Source organism: Streptomyces sp. NPDC036813, assembly GCF_055609245.1.
Window position 1 is genome coordinate 186,291 of sequence record NZ_JBVJPV010000007.1, and the last position, 16,823, is coordinate 203,113.

Annotated in this window: 15 protein-coding genes; 7 read left to right on the plus strand and 8 right to left on the minus strand. The window is 68.3% G+C overall.

The window, feature by feature from the left end:
* The first annotated feature begins 72 nt into the window (after positions 1-72).
* The gene (locus ACZ67Q_RS16960) at positions 73-1,515 is read left to right on the plus strand and encodes a CCA tRNA nucleotidyltransferase (RefSeq protein WP_471182311.1); all 1,443 of its coding nucleotides are present in this window, start codon (positions 73-75) and stop codon (positions 1,513-1,515) included.
* A 98-nt stretch (positions 1,516-1,613) separates the two neighbouring features.
* Here the strand turns inward: ACZ67Q_RS16960 and ACZ67Q_RS16965 are convergent, their stop codons facing one another.
* The 4 genes from ACZ67Q_RS16965 to ACZ67Q_RS16980 all read right to left on the minus strand — a co-directional run bounded on the left by ACZ67Q_RS16965 (position 1,614) and on the right by ACZ67Q_RS16980 (position 5,410).
* A complete protein-coding gene (locus ACZ67Q_RS16965; RefSeq protein WP_471182313.1) occupies positions 1,614-2,138 on the minus strand; it encodes an LppU/SCO3897 family protein in 525 nt (174 codons plus the stop codon).
* A gap of 117 nt (positions 2,139-2,255) precedes the next feature.
* Positions 2,256-3,518, minus strand: coding sequence for an MFS transporter (locus tag ACZ67Q_RS16970; protein ID WP_471182316.1), 1,263 nt, complete (start codon positions 3,516-3,518; stop codon positions 2,256-2,258).
* An 87-nt stretch (positions 3,519-3,605) separates the two neighbouring features.
* Complete coding sequence (locus ACZ67Q_RS16975; RefSeq protein ID WP_471182319.1) at positions 3,606-4,688, minus strand: inositol-3-phosphate synthase; 1,083 nt, start codon at positions 4,686-4,688, stop codon at positions 3,606-3,608.
* Positions 4,689-4,732: 44 nt separating this feature from the next.
* Positions 4,733-5,410 carry a PadR family transcriptional regulator gene (locus ACZ67Q_RS16980; RefSeq protein WP_471182322.1) on the minus strand — a complete coding sequence of 226 codons (678 nt, stop codon included), beginning with the start codon at positions 5,408-5,410 and terminating at the stop codon, positions 4,733-4,735.
* A gap of 385 nt (positions 5,411-5,795) precedes the next feature.
* Here ACZ67Q_RS16980 and ACZ67Q_RS16985 point away from each other — a divergent pair, with 385 nt between their 5' ends.
* Together ACZ67Q_RS16985 and ACZ67Q_RS16990 are read left to right on the plus strand one after the other, a co-directional pair.
* Positions 5,796-8,498 carry a transglycosylase domain-containing protein gene (locus ACZ67Q_RS16985; RefSeq protein ID WP_471182325.1) on the plus strand — a complete coding sequence of 901 codons (2,703 nt, stop codon included), beginning with the start codon at positions 5,796-5,798 and terminating at the stop codon, positions 8,496-8,498.
* A 130-nt stretch (positions 8,499-8,628) separates the two neighbouring features.
* Positions 8,629-10,131 carry a glycosyltransferase family 87 protein gene (locus ACZ67Q_RS16990; protein WP_471182328.1) on the plus strand — a complete coding sequence of 501 codons (1,503 nt, stop codon included), beginning with the start codon at positions 8,629-8,631 and terminating at the stop codon, positions 10,129-10,131.
* 82 nt (positions 10,132-10,213) lie between these two features.
* Here the strand turns inward: ACZ67Q_RS16990 and ACZ67Q_RS16995 are convergent, their stop codons facing one another.
* The 3 genes from ACZ67Q_RS16995 to ACZ67Q_RS17005 form a co-directional block, all read right to left on the minus strand.
* The gene (locus ACZ67Q_RS16995; RefSeq protein ID WP_471182331.1) at positions 10,214-11,245 is read right to left on the minus strand and encodes an alanine racemase; all 1,032 of its coding nucleotides are present in this window, start codon (positions 11,243-11,245) and stop codon (positions 10,214-10,216) included.
* An 87-nt stretch (positions 11,246-11,332) separates the two neighbouring features.
* Positions 11,333-12,454, minus strand: a complete 1,122-nt coding sequence (gene femX / locus ACZ67Q_RS17000; protein ID WP_471182333.1) for a peptidoglycan bridge formation glycyltransferase FemX — start codon at positions 12,452-12,454, stop codon at positions 11,333-11,335.
* A 169-nt stretch (positions 12,455-12,623) separates the two neighbouring features.
* A complete protein-coding gene (locus tag ACZ67Q_RS17005) occupies positions 12,624-12,938 on the minus strand; it encodes a hypothetical protein (RefSeq protein ID WP_471182336.1) in 315 nt (104 codons plus the stop codon).
* Positions 12,939-13,214: 276 nt separating this feature from the next.
* On the opposite strand from ACZ67Q_RS17005, the gene rpsF reads away from it, so the two are divergent.
* From rpsF to rplI, 4 genes are all read left to right on the plus strand, one after another.
* Positions 13,215-13,505, plus strand: a complete 291-nt coding sequence (gene rpsF, locus ACZ67Q_RS17010) for a 30S ribosomal protein S6 (protein WP_014673750.1) — start codon at positions 13,215-13,217, stop codon at positions 13,503-13,505.
* Between the two features lie 77 nt (positions 13,506-13,582).
* Positions 13,583-14,161 carry a single-stranded DNA-binding protein gene (locus tag ACZ67Q_RS17015; protein WP_471182339.1) on the plus strand — a complete coding sequence of 193 codons (579 nt, stop codon included), beginning with the start codon at positions 13,583-13,585 and terminating at the stop codon, positions 14,159-14,161.
* Positions 14,162-14,241: 80 nt separating this feature from the next.
* Entirely contained in the window at positions 14,242-14,478 is a 237-nt protein-coding gene (gene rpsR, locus ACZ67Q_RS17020; RefSeq protein ID WP_003949403.1) for a 30S ribosomal protein S18, read from the plus strand.
* A gap of 18 nt (positions 14,479-14,496) precedes the next feature.
* Positions 14,497-14,943: a 50S ribosomal protein L9 gene (rplI, locus tag ACZ67Q_RS17025; protein WP_471182342.1), complete on the plus strand. Its 447-nt coding sequence runs from the start codon at positions 14,497-14,499 to the stop codon at positions 14,941-14,943.
* A gap of 284 nt (positions 14,944-15,227) precedes the next feature.
* Here rplI and ACZ67Q_RS17030 read toward each other — a convergent pair whose 3' ends face one another.
* A complete protein-coding gene (locus tag ACZ67Q_RS17030; RefSeq protein ID WP_471182345.1) occupies positions 15,228-16,565 on the minus strand; it encodes an MATE family efflux transporter in 1,338 nt (445 codons plus the stop codon).
* Between the last annotated feature and the right edge of the window lie 258 nt (positions 16,566-16,823).

Sequence of the window (16,823 nt, forward strand, 5' to 3'; positions counted from 1 at the left end):
CTATAAGCATGGATCCTTATATAGAGGAGCGCTTCTCTGCGCCGCCCGCCGGGGCACGTACCCTGTTCTGTTGTGCCGAACGCCAATGAAGACACTCCCACTGCCCTGAGCCAGGCGCAGCAGCGCGCGGTGAGCGAACTGCTGCGGGTGGCCCCTGTCGCCGACGACCTCGCCCGCCGTTTCCAGCAGGCGGGCTTCTCGCTCGCTCTGGTCGGCGGCTCGGTGCGGGATGCGCTGCTCGGCCGGCTCGGTAACGACCTGGACTTCACGACCGACGCCCGGCCCGAGGACGTCCTGAAGATCGTGCGGCCCTGGGCGGACGCCGTCTGGGAGGTCGGGATCGCTTTCGGCACGGTGGGTGCGCAGAAGTCCGGCTACCAGATCGAGATCACCACGTATCGCTCCGAGGCCTACGACCGCACCTCCCGCAAGCCGGAGGTGTCGTACGGCGACTCCATCGAGGAGGACCTCGTCCGCCGTGACTTCACGGTGAACGCGATGGCCGTCGCGCTGCCGGAGAAGGAGTTCATCGACCCGCACGGTGGTCTGGTGGATCTGGCGGCGCGCGTCCTGCGCACCCCGGGCACCCCGGAGGCGTCGTTCTCCGACGACCCGCTGCGCATGATGCGGGCCGCGCGCTTCGCCGCCCAGCTCGACTTCGAGGTCGCGCCCGAGGTTGTGACGGCGATGACGGAGATGGCCGAGCGGATCGAGATCGTCTCCGCGGAGCGGGTGCGGGACGAGCTGAACAAGCTCATCCTCTCCGCCCACCCGCGCAAGGGCCTGGCCCTGCTGGTGGACAGCGGGATCGCCGAGCGGGTCCTGCCCGAGCTGCCGGCGCTGCGGCTGGAGAGCGACGAGCACCACCGGCACAAGGACGTCTACGACCACACGCTGATCGTCCTGGAGCAGGCGATCGCGCTGGAGGAGGACGGCGCCGACCTGACGCTCCGGCTGGCCGCGCTGCTGCACGACATCGGCAAGCCGCGGACGCGCCGCTTCGAGAAGGACGGCCGGGTCTCCTTCCACCACCACGAGGTGGTCGGCGCCAAGATGACCAAGAAGCGGCTGACGGCGCTGAAGTACTCCAACGAGCTGGTCAAGGATGTCTCCCGGCTGGTCGAGCTCCACCTGCGCTTCCACGGCTACGGCACCGGCGAGTGGACGGACTCCGCGGTGCGGCGCTACGTCCGTGACGCCGGCCCCCTCCTGAGCCGCCTCCACAAGCTGACGCGCTCCGACTGCACCACCCGCAACAAGCGCAAGGCGGCCGCGCTGTCCCGCGCCTACGACGGCCTGGAGGAGCGCATCGCCCAGCTGCAGGAGCAGGAGGAGCTGGACGCGATCCGCCCGGACCTCGACGGCAATCAGATCATGGAGATTCTGGGTGTCGGCCCCGGCCCACTGATCGGCCAGGCCTACAAGCACATGCTGGAACTCCGTCTGGAGCACGGCCCGATGGAACACGACCAGGCAGTGGCCGCCCTCAAGGACTGGTGGTCGGCGCAGGGCTGAATGAACGAAACGGGGTCATGTTTCACGTGAAACATGACCCCGGGAACGACGAAGGGGCGGTGTTTCACGTGAAACACCGCCCCTTCGTCCGTGCCGCGTTACTTCTTGACCTCGTCCAGGCACAGCACCACGTCGTGCGCGCCGCCCGACTGGACGTACCAGACCGGGGCGACACCCTGGCACTTGTTCTCGTCGCTGGAGAACTCGAACTTCTTCACGACCTTGTACTGCGCGTCGGCCGAGGAGCAGTCGACTTCCTCCAGCTTCGCGTCGGTGTCCGTGCCCTTGTTGTGCATGCAGGCGCCGACCGACGTCGACTCCGCGTCGTTGCGGCTCATGAACCAGCTGATGCCGAAGACGCCGCCGAACTTCACCAGGGCGATGATGATCGCGACGACAACGCCGGAGATCACCTTCAGAACCTTCTTCCCGCCCTTCTTCGCCGGAGCGGCCGGAACCGGCGGCGGGACCGGGGCGCCAGGAGCGCCCGGGGCGGCCTGGTTCGGGAAGGGGGCGTAGGGAGCGCCCTGCGGCGGGATGCCGGGCTGACCAGGCTGCTGACCCACGGGCGGGGGAGGCGTCTGGGCGTACGGGTTCTGGCCGTGGGGCGGCGGAGTGGTCACTTTGGGGGTCCCCCTCGAACGTGGGTGCGCAGGGCGCGAGATAAGACCCACGTAAATTACTGGGTCCTTGTGGCCACTTTGCTTTCCCGAGTTCACTCTGTGGCTCGGATGTGACACTTACCGGCGCCTAAAACGGGTCATAGTCAAGGCAACCGCCCCATAGACCAGGGACACAGTGATCACCAGCGGGACCGAGCGCCCGTCCGGCGGCAGCATCAGCGCGGCAACGCCGGCCGCGCCCACGAACGCGACGTTGTACAGCACGTCGTAGAGGGAGAAGATCCGGCCGCGGAAGGCGTCGTCGACCGTGGACTGCACCACGGTGTCCGTGGCGATCTTCGCCGCCTGGGTCACCAGTCCCAGCACGAACGCCGCCACCAGGCCGGGGCCCTGAGTGAACGTCAGCCCCAGCGCCGGTACCAGCACCGCCGCGCAGGCCGAACAGACCATGATCCAGCGCACCGGACCGAGCAGGCCCACCGCGGACGGGGACACGACAGCCGCCGCGAAGAAGCCCGCGCCCGAGACGCCGACAGCCAGGCCCAGCAACGCCAGTCCCCGGTCAGCGTCGGAGGTCCACGCGTACCGGCACAGCATCAGCACGGTGACGGTCAGGGCGCCGTAGCAGAACCGCATCAGGGTCACCGCAGCCAACGACCAGGCCGCCTCGCGGCGTTGCGGCGCGGCCAGATGGCGTGCGCCCGCCGCGAGCCCGCGTGCGGTGCCCTGGACCGCCCTGGTGAGCCGCGGCCGTACCAGCGCCCGGTCGGGACCCAGCAGTCCCACGGCCAGGCGCAGCGAGGCGAGCGCGGAGCACAGGTACAGGGCGGCGGCCAGCAGGGCCACCGCGGCGTCGGAGCCCGCGGCCAGGAGCCGTACGGCGAAGGCCAGTCCGCCGCCGGCGGTCGCCGCGAGGGTTCCGGCGGTCGGCGACAGGGAGTTGGCCATCACCAGTCGCTCGGCGTCGACGACGCGCGGCAGGGCGGCGGACAGGCCCGCCAGCACGAACCGGTTGACGGCGGTGACGCACAGCGCGGAGACGTAGAAGAGCCAGTCGGGGACGTGAGCGACCATCAGGGTGGCCGTCACGGCAGCCATCAGGGCGCGCAGCAGGTTGCCGTGGACGAGGACCTGCCGGCGGCGCCAGCGGTCCAGCAGGACGCCGGCGAAGGGGCCGACCACGGAGTAGGGCAGCAGCAGGATCGCCATGGCGGAAGCGATCGCCGCGGGCGAGGTCTGCTTCTCCGGCGAGAACACGACGTAGGTGGCGAGGCCGACCTGGTAGATCCCGTCCGCGCCCTGGGAGAGCAGCCGTACCGCGAGCAGGCGCCGGAAGTCCCTGAAGCGGAGCAGAACGCGAAGATCACGGACGACGGCCATGCGGCACAGCCTCACACACGGAAGGGTCCCCGGGGCACAGTGCCCCAGGGACCCTTCCGGCCCTGGCAGGAGCTATCGGCGCATCGGTCAGCGCTCGACCTCGCCGCGGATGAACTTCTCGACGTTCTCGCGGGCGATGTCGTCGAAGTACTGCACCGGCGGGGACTTCATGAAGTAGGACGACGCCGACAGGATCGGGCCACCGATGCCGCGGTCCTTGGCGATCTTCGCGGCGCGCAGCGCGTCGATGATGACACCGGCGGAGTTCGGGGAGTCCCAGACCTCGAGCTTGTACTCCAGGTTCAGCGGGACGTCACCGAAGGCGCGGCCCTCGAGGCGGACGTAGGCCCACTTGCGGTCGTCGAGCCAGGCGACGTAGTCGGACGGGCCGATGTGGACGTTCTTCTCGCCGAGGTCCCGGTCGGGGATCTGGGAGGTGACGGCCTGCGTCTTGGAGATCTTCTTGGACTCCAGGCGCTCGCGCTCGAGCATGTTCTTGAAGTCCATGTTGCCGCCGACGTTCAGCTGCATGGTGCGGTCCAGGATGACACCGCGGTCCTCGAACAGCTTCGCCATGACGCGGTGCGTGATGGTGGCGCCGACCTGGGACTTGATGTCGTCACCGACGATCGGCACGCCGGCCTCGGTGAACTTGTCCGCCCACTCCTTGGTACCGGCGATGAAGACCGGCAGGGCGTTGACGAAGGCGACCTTGGCGTCGATGGCGCACTGGGCGTAGAACTTCGCCGCGTCCTCGGAACCGACGGGCAGGTAGCAGACCAGGACGTCGACCTGCTTGTCCTTGAGGACCTGGACGACGTCGACGGGCTCGGCGTCCGACTCCTCGATGGTCTGGCGGTAGTACTTGCCGAGACCGTCGAGGGTGTGACCGCGCTGGACGGTGACACCGGTGGTGGGCACGTCGCAGATCTTGATGGTGTTGTTCTCGGATGCACCGATGGCGTCCGAGAGGTCGAGGCCGACCTTCTTGGCGTCGACGTCGAAGGCGGCGACGAACTCGACGTCCTTGACGTGGTAGTCGCCGAACTGGACGTGCATCAGGCCCGGCACCTTGGACGCCGGGTCGGCGTCCTTGTAGTACTCGACTCCCTGCACCAGCGAGGCGGCGCAGTTGCCCACGCCGACGATGGCTACGCGAACCGAACCCATTCCGGTTGCTCCCTGTGTGTACGAGTGAGGCCCGAGGTGGGCGCTCACGTGGCGGTGTCGTCGGGCGTATCCGTCCGGGGGGTGTCCCCGGTACGGGGCAGGCCGCCCGACGCTCCAGATGTCCTGTCCTGCTGAGCGGCTCCCCCGGCGGAACGCATGTCCCTTCCGGCCCGCTCGCTCTCGATGAGCTCGTTCAGCCAGCGCACTTCGCGCTCCACGGACTCCATCCCGTGGCGCTGGAGCTCGAGGGTGTAGTCGTCGAGGCGCTCCCGGGTGCGCGCGAGTGAGGCGCGCATCTTCTCCAGCCGCTCCTCCAGCCGGCTGCGGCGGCCTTCGAGGACGCGCATACGGACGTCGCGCGAGGTCTGCCCGAAGAAGGCGAAGCGAGCGGCGAAGGTCTCGTCCTCGTACGCGTCGGGCCCCGTCTGCGACAGGAGCTCCTCGAAGTGCTCCTTACCTTCCGCCGTCAACCGGTAGACGATCTTGGCGCGGCGCCCTGCGAGCGGAGCGGCGAGGGCGTCCTCGGTGCCCGGCCCCGTCTCCTCCGTCAACCAGCCGTTGGCGACCAGCGTCTTGAGGCAGGGGTAGAGCGTCCCGTAGCTGAACGCACGGAACACACCCAGTGACGTATTGAGTCGTTTGCGCAGCTCATAGCCGTGCATCGGAGATTCGCGGAGCAGGCCGAGTACGGCGAACTCGAGGATCCCGGAACGCCGGCTCATCGTCGCCTCCTCTCTGCCGCGACCCGTGTGACGGGCGCCGTTGACGGTCTTTATGCCGAGCTGATGTATCGACTCGATACATCACGACGATAGAACGACCATCCGGGTGCGACAAGAGGAGCGACGGTGAACGGGATCACATCACTGATTCGTCACAACTGAGTTGCCTGATTTGGGGTGAACTTCGGGGCTCGGCAGGTTTTGACGGTGCGTAGTCTGTGCGCCATGCAGCCCACCGGGAACCGAGTGACGCCTGAGGGCGTCGTCGTCCTCGGTGCAGTACGGGTGAATGCGGAACCGACCACATCCGTACTTCGGGGGGACCGGAAACCAGCCGCCGTTTCCAGGCGCGCACGGGTGCGCCTGCCCTAGGAGTAATCGTTCGATGAGCGAGCACCGTCGCAAACCGCCACAGCCGCAGGGAGGCGGACGTGCCGCGGGCCGACGCGGTACGTCCGGTTCGCCCTCCGGCCGCCGGGCGGCACCGCGAGGCGCCACCGGGTCTCCGTCCGACGCCTACGGGTCGGACGCCTATGGTTCGGAAGGCGAGGAGCGGCCCTACGGCGGCCGCGCCGAGGCCCGCAGAGCGGCGCAGAGAGGCGGAAGCCGGCGCCGCGCGGCCGATCCGGGCCGTGGCGGGCGCCGCCCCGCGCCCGCCGGTCCGGGGCGGGGCCGCGGGCGCGCGGTCGATCCCGGCAAGAAGCGGATCATCGACTACCCGCGCGCGGGCAAGTACGGCTGGCGCCGCTGGATGCCGTCCTGGAAGCTCGTCTCCGGTCTGTTCCTCTGCTTCCTCGGCAGCCTGGTGGCCGTGGCGGGCATCGGATACGCCATGGTGAGCGTCCCGGACCTGGCCAAGACGGCGACCTCGCAGAACAACGTCTACTACTGGGCCGACAAGAGCCAGATGGTCGCCACGGGCGGTGAAACCAACCGCCAGATCATCAACCTGGAGCAGATCCCCAAGGCGATGCAGTTCGCCGTGATCTCCCAGGAGAACAAGACCTTCTACACGGACAGCGGCATCGACCCCAAGGGCATCGCCCGGGCCGTACTGAACATGGCGCGCGGCGGTGAGACGCAGGGTGGCTCCACCATCACCCAGCAGTACGTCAAGAACGCGATGCTCAACGACCAGTCGCAGACCCTGACGCGGAAGTTCAAGGAGATCTTCGTCTCGATCAAGGTAGGGGCCACCGTCAAGAAGGACGACATCATGGCCGGCTACCTGAACTCCGCCTACTACGGGCGCAACGCCTACGGCATCCAGGCAGCCGCACGGGCCTACTTCAACAAGGACGCCGTCGACCTGAAGCCCGGTGAGTGCGCGTTCCTGGCCGCGATGCTCAAGGGCGCCACCTACTACGACCCGGCCGGTGCGACCTCGATCGACCCGGCGGCCACCCCCGACGCCAACAGGAAGCGTGCCTTCAACCAGATGCAGGACACGCTGAACAAGATGGTCGAGTACGGCCATCTCAGCGCCGCGGAACGGGACAAGTACCGGACCCTCCCCACGGTCCAGAACCCGCGCTCGAACACCCGGCTGAGCGGTCAGATCGGCTACCTCGTCGACCTCGCGAACAGCTACCTGGTCACGCACAGCGACGAGACGCACGTGGACCAGCAGAAGCTGCGTGAGGGCGGCCTGTCGATCTACACCACCTTCGACAAGAAGAAGATCCAGGAGCTCGAGGCCTCCGTCACCAGGGTGCAGAAGGCCAACATCAAGCCGAAGCTGCGCCCGCAGTACGACACCCACGTCCAGTTCGGCGGGGCGTCCGTGGACCCGGGCACCGGTGCCATCAAGGCGATCTACGGCGGTGAGGACGCGACCAAGCACTTCACCAACAACGCCGACGCCACCGGCGCCCAGGTGGGTTCGACGTTCAAGCCCTTCGTTCTGGCCGCGGCCATGCAGTGGGGCAAGCGCAACCCCGACCTCGGACCGGACCAGGCCCAGGACGAGCGCACCATCGTCTCGCCCAAGAGTCTGTACAACGGCAAGAACAAGCTGAAGATCAAGGACTATCAGGGCAACGTCTGGACGAACGAGAAGGGGCAGGAGTGGCTGCAGACCAACGACGGCGACAAGTCGTACGGTGATCCGCCCAAGTACCTGATCGACCTGCGTGAGGCCATGCGGGAGTCGGTGAACTCCCCCTTCGTCCAGCTCGGCATGGACGTCGGCCTGGACAAGGTCAAGCAGGCCGCCGTCGACGCGGGCCTGCTGGAGAGCAGTCTGGCCGGCACCAACTACCCGTCCTTCTCCATCGGCACCTCCGACCCCAGTGCCATCCGTATGGCCGGGGCGTACGGCACCTTCGCCGCCAGCGGCAAGCAGCGCGACCCGTACTCCGTCGAGAAGGTCGTCAGCAAGGACGGTCTGACCTTCCAGCACCAGACCAAGACCAAGCAGGTCTTCACCTCGAAGGTCGCGGACAACGTCACCGACGTGCTGAAGACCGTGGTCGACAAGGGCACGGGTACCGCCGCCAAGCTCCCCGGCCGCGATGTGGCCGGCAAGACGGGTACCACCGACGGCAACAAGTCGGCCTGGTTCGTGGGCTACACCCCGCAGTTGTCCACGGCGATCACCATGTTCCGGTACGACGACGACGCCTCGAACAAGAACCGGACGTTTCTCAAGATGTTCGGCACCGGTGGCCAGAAGAAGATCCACGGTGCCTCCTTCCCGGCGCAGATCTGGCACGACTACATGGCGGAGGCGCTGAAGGGCGAGCCGTCCGTGCCGTTCCCGGCACCTGAGCCCATCGGCGAGATCATCAACGAGCAGCCCTCGCCGACGCCCACTCCGTCGGCGACCGAATCGGAGTCGGAGAGCCCGTCGCCGACGCCGTCGCCCAGTAACAGCGACCCGAGTCCGTCGCCGTCGACGAGCGGGTCCTGCAAGCCCTGGGACTGGACCTGTGACCCCTCCACCGGCGGCGCGAACGGCGGTGGCACCGACACCGGCGGCACGGACGGCGGTGTGTCGACCTCGCCGTCCCCGTCGGACAGCGTGGGCAACCCGCGGGGCAACCAGAACGGTGGCGGAGGCGGGCTCTTCGGAGGCCCGGCCGGGTAGCCACCGACCCACCCGACACGGGGTTTCACGTGAAACATCCCGACGTTTCACGTGAAACAGGGGCCGCCGCACCGACTCAGGTGCGGCGGCCCTCGGCGTTTTCCCAGCCTTGTACGGCAGGATGTGCCCCATGCCCAGTGCAGAATCGACGCCGACGAGCGTGCACGAGCCGGACACCGTGCGGCCGACCCGGGACGACAAGATCGCCGCGGCCGGCAGTGAGCTGATCGGCGGTCCCCTCGGACGACGCGCCCTGACTGGGGCCTCCTGGTGGACGCCCGTCCGGATCGTCGCCCTGGTGGCGATCGGCATGTTCGCCCTCGGGCTGGTGCAGAAGGCGCCCTGCTACAACGGCGCCTGGTTCTTCGGAGCCAGCTCGCAGTACACGCACGCCTGCTACTCCGACATCCCGCACCTGTATCAGGGCCGCGGGTTCGCCGACGGGCTCGTGCCGTACTTCGACAAGCTGCCCGGGGACATGGACTACCTCGAGTACCCGGTGCTGACCGGCGTGTTCATGGAGGTGGCGGCCTGGCTGACACCTGGCAGCGGCAGCATTCAGCACCAGGAACAGTGGTACTGGATGGTCAACGCCGGGATGCTGATGGTCTGCGCGGCCGTCATCGCCGTCTGCGTCTCCCGCACTCACGCCCGCCGGCCCTGGGACGGCCTGCTCGTCGCGCTGGCGCCCGCCTACCTCCTGACAGCCACCATCAACTGGGACCTGCTCGCCGTCGCCCTGACGGCCGCCGCGATGCTGATGTGGTCCCGGGGCCGTTCCGTGGCCTTCGGTGTCCTGCTGGGGCTCGCCACGGCCGCCAAGCTCTATCCGATCTTTCTGCTGGGCCCGTTGCTGGTGCTGTGCTGGCGCGCGGGCAAGTGGCGTGCCTTCGGTCAGGGGGTGGCGGGCGCGGCCGTGTCCTGGCTCGTGGTGAACCTGCCGGTGATGCTCTTCGCGTTCGAGGGCTGGTCGAAGTTCTACCGGTTCAGCCAGGAGCGGGGCGTCGACTTCGGCTCCTTCTGGCTGATCATGGCCCAGAACTCCAGCCATCCGCTGAGCACCGACACCGTGAACACGCTCGCCACGGTGCTGATGCTGCTGTGCTGCCTGGGCATCGCCGTGCTCACCTTCACCGCCCCGCGCCGCCCCCGGTTCGCCCAGCTCGCGTTTCTGATCGTCGCCGCGTTCATCGTCACCAACAAGGTCTACTCGCCGCAGTACGTCCTGTGGCTGGTGCCGCTGGCCGTGCTGGCCCGGCCGAAGTGGCGGGACTTCCTGATCTGGCAGGCGTGCGAGGTGGCGTACTTCCTCGGTATCTGGATGTACCTCGCGTACACCACCAGCGGAGACGCCCACAAGGGTCTGCCGACCGACGGCTACCACTGGGCGATCGGCGTGCACCTGCTGGGGACGCTGTACCTGTGCGCCGTCGTGGTGCGCGACATCCTCATGCCGGAGCGGGACGTGGTGCGCCGCGCCGGTGACGACGACCCGTCCGGCGGGGTCCTCGACGGTGCCGAGGACGTGTTCGTCCTCGGGCCCGCCGCCCATCCCCCGCGGCATGCCGCCCACTTCGACACCCCGACGGTGGAGTGGGGCAACGGCCGCGACCCCGCCGGGGGTTCGCTCTGAGCGAACAGCTCTCCCGGGGACGTATGACAAAGGCCGTACACGGGCGCTCCCGTGTACGGCCTTCGGCGTTCGTCCCGTCGGCTCAGCGGTCCACGAGCCGGTCGAACTGCGTCGTGGTGTGCCGCAGATGGGCCACCAGCTCGTCACCGACCTTCGGCTCCGCCGCCTCGGCGGGCACGAACAGGATCGACACCTGCATGTGCGGCGGCTCGGCGAACCAGCGCTGCTTGCCGTCCCAGACGAACGGAGACAGGTTCCGGTTCACCGTGGCGAGGCCGGCGCGTGCGACGCCCTTGGCGCGCGGCATGACGCCGTGCATCGCCTTCGGGGCCTCCAGCCCTACCCCGTGCGAGGTACCCCCCGCCACGACGACGAGGAAGCCGTCGGAAGCCGCCTTCTGCTGCCGGTAACCGAAGCGGTCGCCCTTGGACACGCGCGTGACGTCCAGGACCGCGCCGCGGTACTCGGTGGCCTCGTGGTCGCCCAGCCACAGCCGTGTACCGATGCGGGCGCGGAACCGGGTCTGCGGGAACTGCTGCTGCAGGCGCTGGAGTTCGTCGGCCTTGAGATGGCTGACAAACATCGTGTGCAGCGGCAGCCGGGCCGCGCGCAGCCGGTCCATCCAGCCGATGACCTCCTCGACGGCGTCCGAGCCGTCGGTGCGGTCCAGCGGCAGGTGGATGGCGAAGCCCTCCAGACGCACGTTCTCTATGGCGGCGTGCAGCTGCGGCAGGTCCTGCTCGCTGATGCCGTGCCGCTTCATCGAGGACATCACCTCGATGACCACCCGGGCGCCGACCAGGCCGTACACGCCGTCGATGGAGGAGACCGACCGCACCACCCGGTCGGGCAGCGGCACCGGCTCCTCGCCGCGCCGGTACGGGGTCAGCACCAGCAGGTCGCCGCTGAAGAAGTCCTTGATCCGGGCGGCCTCGTACGTCGTGCCGACGGCGAGCAGGTCCGCACCCAGGCGTGTGGCCTCCTCGGCCAGCCGCTCGTGACCAAATCCGTAGCCGTTGCCCTTGCAGACCGGGACCAGGCCCGGGAACTGCTCCTGCACGTGCTTGTGGTGCGCCCGCCAGCGCGCGGTGTCGACGTAGAGCGTGAGCGCCATGGCCGGACCTGGAACCTTTCTCGTGGTTGCGGGGTGTCAGAGGTGTCGCAGCGGTCTGTCAGAGGTATCGAAGCACTGAACGGGGCGTCAGCGGCGCGACATGTAGATGTCGAGCGCCTTGTGCAGCAGCTTGTTCAGCGGGAAGTCCCACTCGCCGAGGTACTCGGCGGCCTGGCCGCCGGTGCCGACCTTGAACTGGATCAGGCCGAAGAGGTGGTCGGACTCGTCCAGCGAGTCGGAGATGCCGCGCAGGTCGTAGACGGTCGCACCGAGCGCGTAGGCATCGCGCAGCATCCGCCACTGCATCGCGTTCGAGGGCCGGACCTCGCGGCCGATGTTGTCGGAGGCGCCGTAGGAGTACCAGACGTGGCCGCCGACGATCAGCATCGTGGCCGCCGCCAGGTTCACACCGTTGTGGCGTGCGAAGTACAGCCGCATGCGGTTGGGGTCCTCGCTGTTGAGGGCCGACCACATGCGCTGGAAGTACGACAGCGGGCGCGGCCGGAAGTGGTCGCGCACGGCCGTGATCTCGTAGAGCCGCTGCCACTCCTCGAGGTCGTGGTAGCCGCCCTGGACGACCTCCACGCCGGCCTTCTCCGCCTTCTTGATGTTGCGGCGCCACAGCTGGTTGAAGTTCTTGTGGACCTCTTCCAGGGAACGGTTCGCCAGCGGCACCTGGAAGACGTAGCGGGGCTGGACGTCACCGAAACCGGCGCCGCCGTCCTCGCCCTGCTGCCAGCCCATCCGGCGCAGCTTGTCGGCCACCTCGAAGGCGCGCGGCTCGATGAAGTCGGCCTCCAGGTCGCGCAGGCGTTTGACGTCCTGGTCCTGGATGCCCTTCTTGATGGTCTCGGCGTTCCAGCGCCGGATGACCACCGGCGGGCCCATCTTCACCGAGAAGGCGCCCTGCTGCTTCAGGTGGGCGAGCATCGGCTCGATCCACTCCTGCAGGTTCGGCGCGAACCAGTTGATGACCGGGCCCTCGGGCAGATAGGCGAGGTAGCGCTTGATCTTCGGCAGCTGCCGGTAGAGCACCAGGCCCGCGCCGACCAACTCGCCGGTGCGGTCGTCGAACCAGCCGAGGCTCTCGGAGCGCCACTCCGCCTTCACGTCCGCCCACGCCGGGACCTGCATGTGGCTCGCCGCCGGCAGGGTCTGGATGAAGGCCAGATGCTGCTCGCGACTGATGGTCCTCAGGGTCAGGGTCATTCGGGGCGCTCCTCGGGCTGGTGTGTCCCCATGGGTCAGGGGCTCCGGCTCTGGTGCCGAAGCCTACTGCGCCCGCGGAGCGCCCCTGCTGGGCGCACGGGACATCTCGCCCGGCCGCGCGGCGGCCGGGTGAGTTGCGTGGTGCTGGAGAAGGAAGAGTGGGGTGGCGTCAGAAGACGCCGCCGAAGAGGCCGCCGTGCGCCATGCCGAGCAGGAAACCGACACCGGATGCGCCCAGGCCCACGATGATGCCGAAGCGCTCACGCGTGGTCACCGAGACCCACTGGCCGTAGGCACCGGTGAGGATGCCCACCAGTCCGGCCCAGGAGCTGAGCAGGTGCAGGTCGTCGGCGACCAGGCCCGTGATGAAGGCCAGGAGACCGAGGACCAGCGTCACGACGAGCAGCGTGTCCTGGAGGGGATGGGACTTTCCGTCCGTGGCCAAGAGGCCGGAGGGGGTCTTGGGTCGCAATACCTGTGCCATAGGGCACCTCCTGCGGAAGACGGCGCATCGTAGCGCCATACACACCCGATGTGTACAGATTGACGGCCTCCCCGGCCGGATTTCAACCGGAAGCCGGTGTGCAGGTAGTCTGTACCGTCTGCACCGGTGTCTGCCCAGGCCCAGTCGGGACAGGCCGGGGTGATTCCTCCGGCTGACCCTCGATTGTCAGTGGCGGCCGATACCGTTGCGTACGCATCACAACCCTCCTGCCACGGAACGACCGTGGCCGTTGAGTCCAAAGGAGGTGGGTTCCACATGCGTCACTACGAGGTGATGGTCATCCTCGACCCCGATCTCGAGGAGCGCGCTGTCTCCCCGCTGATCGAGAACTTCCTCTCTGTCGTCCGTGATGGCGGCGGAAAGGTCGAGAAGGTCGACACCTGGGGCCGTCGTCGTCTCGCGTACGAGATCAAGAAGAAGCCCGAGGGCATCTACTCGGTCATCGACCTGCAGGCTGAGCCCGCGGTCGTCAAGGAGCTCGACCGGCAGATGAACCTGAACGAGTCGGTCCTCCGGACCAAGGTCCTCCGTCCCGAGACCCACTGAGCCTCCCGCTCAGCTGATCTCGGGATTCCGAGCAGCACCACAAGCAGCCAGCAGCAAACCCGCCGAGAGGTTCCCCCATGGCAGGCGAGACCGTCATCACGGTCATCGGCAATCTTGTCGACGACCCCGAGCTGCGCTTCACCCCTTCCGGTGCGGCGGTCGCGAAATTCCGTGTCGCGTCCACCCCCCGCACCTTCGACCGTCAGACCAACGAGTGGAAGGACGGCGAGAGCCTGTTCCTGACCTGCTCGGTCTGGCGCCAGGCGGCGGAGAACGTCGCCGAGTCGCTCCAGCGAGGCATGCGCGTCATCGTGCAGGGCCGGCTGAAGCAGCGGTCGTACGAAGACCGTGAGGGTGTCAAGCGCACGGTCTTCGAGCTGGACGTCGACGAGGTCGGCCCCAGCCTGCGCAACGCCACGGCCAAGGTCACCAAGACCGCCGGCCGCGGTGGCCAGGGCGGTTACGGCGGCGGTGGCGGCCAGCAGGGCGGCGCCGGCTGGGGCGGCGGCCCCGGCGGTGGCGGCCAGCAGGGCGGCGGCGCTCCTGCCGACGACCCCTGGGCGACCGGCGCTCCCGCCGGTGGCAACCAGGGCGGCGGCGGCTGGGGCGGCGGCTCCGGCGGCGGTGGCGGCTACTCGGACGAGCCCCCCTTCTAGGCCTTCGGTCGGTCCTTCGGGGCCGGTCCCGGTCGAGGGTGGGTCGTACCCAAACTTCTTGATCACACAGGAGAATCACCATGGCGAAGCCGCCTGTGCGCAAGCCGAAGAAGAAGGTCTGCGCTTTCTGCAAGGACAAGGTCACGTACGTGGACTACAAGGACACGAACATGCTGCGGAAGTTCATTTCCGACCGCGGCAAGATCCGTGCCCGCCGCGTGACCGGCAACTGCACGCAGCACCAGCGTGACGTCGCCACGGCCGTCAAGAACAGCCGTGAGATGGCGCTGCTGCCCTACACGTCCACCGCGCGCTAAGGGAAGGGTGACCGAATCATGAAGATCATCCTGACCCACGAGGTCTCCGGCCTCGGTGCCGCGGGCGAAGTCGTCGACGTCAAGGACGGTTACGCTCGCAACTACCTGATCCCGCGGAACTTCGCGATCCGCTGGACCAAGGGTGGCGAGAAGGACGTCGAGCAGATCCGTCGTGCTCGCAAGATCCACGAGATCCAGACCATCGAGCAGGCCAACCAGATCAAGGCCCAGCTCGAGGGTGTGAAGGTCCGTCTGGCCGTCCGCTCCGGCGACGCCGGTCGTCTTTTCGGCTCCGTCACTCCGGCCGACATCGCTTCCGCGATCAAGGCTTCCGGTGGCCCCGAGGTCGACAAGCGCCGCATCGAGCTCGGTTCGCCGATCAAGACCCTGGGCGCCCACGAGACGTCCGTGCGTCTGCACCCCGAGGTTGCCGCCAAGGTCAACATCGAGGTCGTCGCGGGCTGATCACCGCGTGATCGCTGCGCTCGTTCGAGCCAGTGAAAGGGGCCGCACCCTGAGGGGTGCGGCCCCTTTCGCGTGCCGGGAAGCTGGTCCAGGGGGTGGGGACGCGGAGGGGTGTTTCACGTGAAACGGTCCCGGCGGACCATGGCGCCGACGGATCGATGCCGACGGATCGTCGTGTCGGCGGTTCGCCATGCCGGATCGTGGCGTTGACGGATAGCCGTGGCCTTCAGGCGGCGCTGATAGATCGCCGTGGCCTTCAGACGGCGCTGTTTCACGTGAAACGGTCAGCGCGTCGCGCCCGTCACCAGCCAGCGGCCCGAGCGGGCGCGCAGCCAGAGGGTCAGTAGCCGCACGGCCATCATCAGCGTCATCGCTGCCCACAGCGCGGTCAGTCCTCCGCCCAGCGTCGGGACAAGGAGCGCGACCGGGGCGAAGACCGCCAGCGTGAGCAGCATCGCCCAGGCCAGATACGGTCCGTCGCCGGCTCCCATGAGTACGCCGTCCAGGACGAACACGACGCCGGAGACCGGCTGGGAGAGCGCCACGATCAGCAGTGCGGGCAGGGCGGTGTCGGTCACCGAGGAGTCGCTGGTGAACAGCGGCAGGAAGAGCGGACGGGTGAGCACCACCAGAACGCCGAGAGCGACGCCGACCGCGATGCCCCACTCCACCATGCGCCGGCAGGCGGCTCGGGCGCCGTCGCTGTCGCCCGCACCCAGGTAGCGGCCGATGATCGCTTGCCCTGCGATGGCGATGGCGTCGAGGGCGAAGGCGAGCAGGCTCCACAGCGACAGGATGATCTGGTGGGCGGCGATGTCGGCGTCACCGAGACGCGCGGCGACAGCGGTGGCGATCATCAGGATGGCGCGCAGGGAGAGCGTGCGCACCAGGAGGGGGACGCCTGCCTGCGCGGAGGCGCGGATGCCCGCGGCGTCGGGACGCAGGGAGGCGCCGTGCCGACGGGCACCGCGGATCACCACCGTGAGATAGACGGCGGCCATGGCGCACTGCGCGATGACGGTTCCCCATGCCGAGCCCGCGATGCCGAGACCGGCGCCGTAGACGAGGCCCGCGTTCAGGGCGCCGTTGGCGACGAAGCCGCCGACGGCGACATAGAGCGGTGTCTTCGTGTCCTGCAGCCCGCGCAGGACACCGGTCGCGGCGAGCACGACGAGCATGGCGGGTATGCCGAGCGCGGAGATCCGAAGATAGGTGATGGCGTACGGAGCCGCGGTGGACGAGGCGCCGAAGAGGTCGACGATCGCCGGAGCCAGCGGAAGGACCAGGGCGATGACGGCGGCGCCGAGCAGCACCGCCAGCCAGATGCCGTCCATGCCTTGGCGGATGGCGGCCGGGAGATCGCCGGCGCCGACGCGGCGGGCGACGGCGGCCGTGGTCGCGTAGGCGAGGAAGACGAACACGCTCACGGCGGTGGTGAGCAGGGCGGAGGCGACGCCGAGTCCGGCGAGCTGGGCGGTGCCGAGGTGGCCCACGATGGCGCTGTCGGCCATGACGAAGAGAGGCTCTGCGACGAGGGCGCCGAAGGCCGGAACGGCCAGGGCGACGATCTCGCGGTCGTGGCGGCGGCGGGTGGCCCTGGAGGTCGCGGGAGCCTGTGTCATGAGCACCAATCTAGTCGTCCACAGGTAAGAGATGCAATCGGCCTTAGACCCTTACTTACCGGTTCGGTGAGTGACTTCTCGCGCAGTGTTCGAAGTGATCTTGGGCCGACCGGGGAAGTTTTTCTTCTGCACAGCCGGTGGATGTCGAAGTCGCAGGTCAGAGGCGTTGCGTTGGCGGCGGAGCGAGCTTGTTCACAGCGCTGTCCACCGGGTCGTGCACAGGTTTCGCCGAGTTCTCCACAGCATCGGGGCCGTCGT

Bases quoted from the DNA above. Each gene is read 5' to 3' on its own strand.
- ACZ67Q_RS16980 (WP_471182322.1), bottom strand. From the start codon at position 5,410: ATGAGCCGGCGTTCCGGGATCCTCGAGTTCGCCGTACTCGGCCTGCTC.
- ACZ67Q_RS16990 (WP_471182328.1), top strand. From the start codon at position 8,629: ATGCCCAGTGCAGAATCGACGCCGACGAGCGTGCACGAGCCGGACACC.
- rpsR (WP_003949403.1), top strand. From the start codon at position 14,242: ATGGCGAAGCCGCCTGTGCGCAAGCCGAAGAAGAAGGTCTGCGCTTTC.
- ACZ67Q_RS17005 (WP_471182336.1), bottom strand. From the start codon at position 12,938: ATGGCACAGGTATTGCGACCCAAGACCCCCTCCGGCCTCTTGGCCACG.
- rpsF (WP_014673750.1), top strand. From the start codon at position 13,215: ATGCGTCACTACGAGGTGATGGTCATCCTCGACCCCGATCTCGAGGAG.
- ACZ67Q_RS16995 (WP_471182331.1), bottom strand. From the start codon at position 11,245: ATGGCGCTCACGCTCTACGTCGACACCGCGCGCTGGCGGGCGCACCAC.
- ACZ67Q_RS16970 (WP_471182316.1), bottom strand. From the start codon at position 3,518: ATGGCCGTCGTCCGTGATCTTCGCGTTCTGCTCCGCTTCAGGGACTTC.
- ACZ67Q_RS16985 (WP_471182325.1), top strand. From the start codon at position 5,796: ATGAGCGAGCACCGTCGCAAACCGCCACAGCCGCAGGGAGGCGGACGT.
- ACZ67Q_RS16975 (WP_471182319.1), bottom strand. From the start codon at position 4,688: ATGGGTTCGGTTCGCGTAGCCATCGTCGGCGTGGGCAACTGCGCCGCC.
- ACZ67Q_RS17030 (WP_471182345.1), bottom strand. From the start codon at position 16,565: ATGACACAGGCTCCCGCGACCTCCAGGGCCACCCGCCGCCGCCACGAC.
- femX (WP_471182333.1), bottom strand. From the start codon at position 12,454: ATGACCCTGACCCTGAGGACCATCAGTCGCGAGCAGCATCTGGCCTTC.
- ACZ67Q_RS17015 (WP_471182339.1), top strand. From the start codon at position 13,583: ATGGCAGGCGAGACCGTCATCACGGTCATCGGCAATCTTGTCGACGAC.
- rplI (WP_471182342.1), top strand. From the start codon at position 14,497: ATGAAGATCATCCTGACCCACGAGGTCTCCGGCCTCGGTGCCGCGGGC.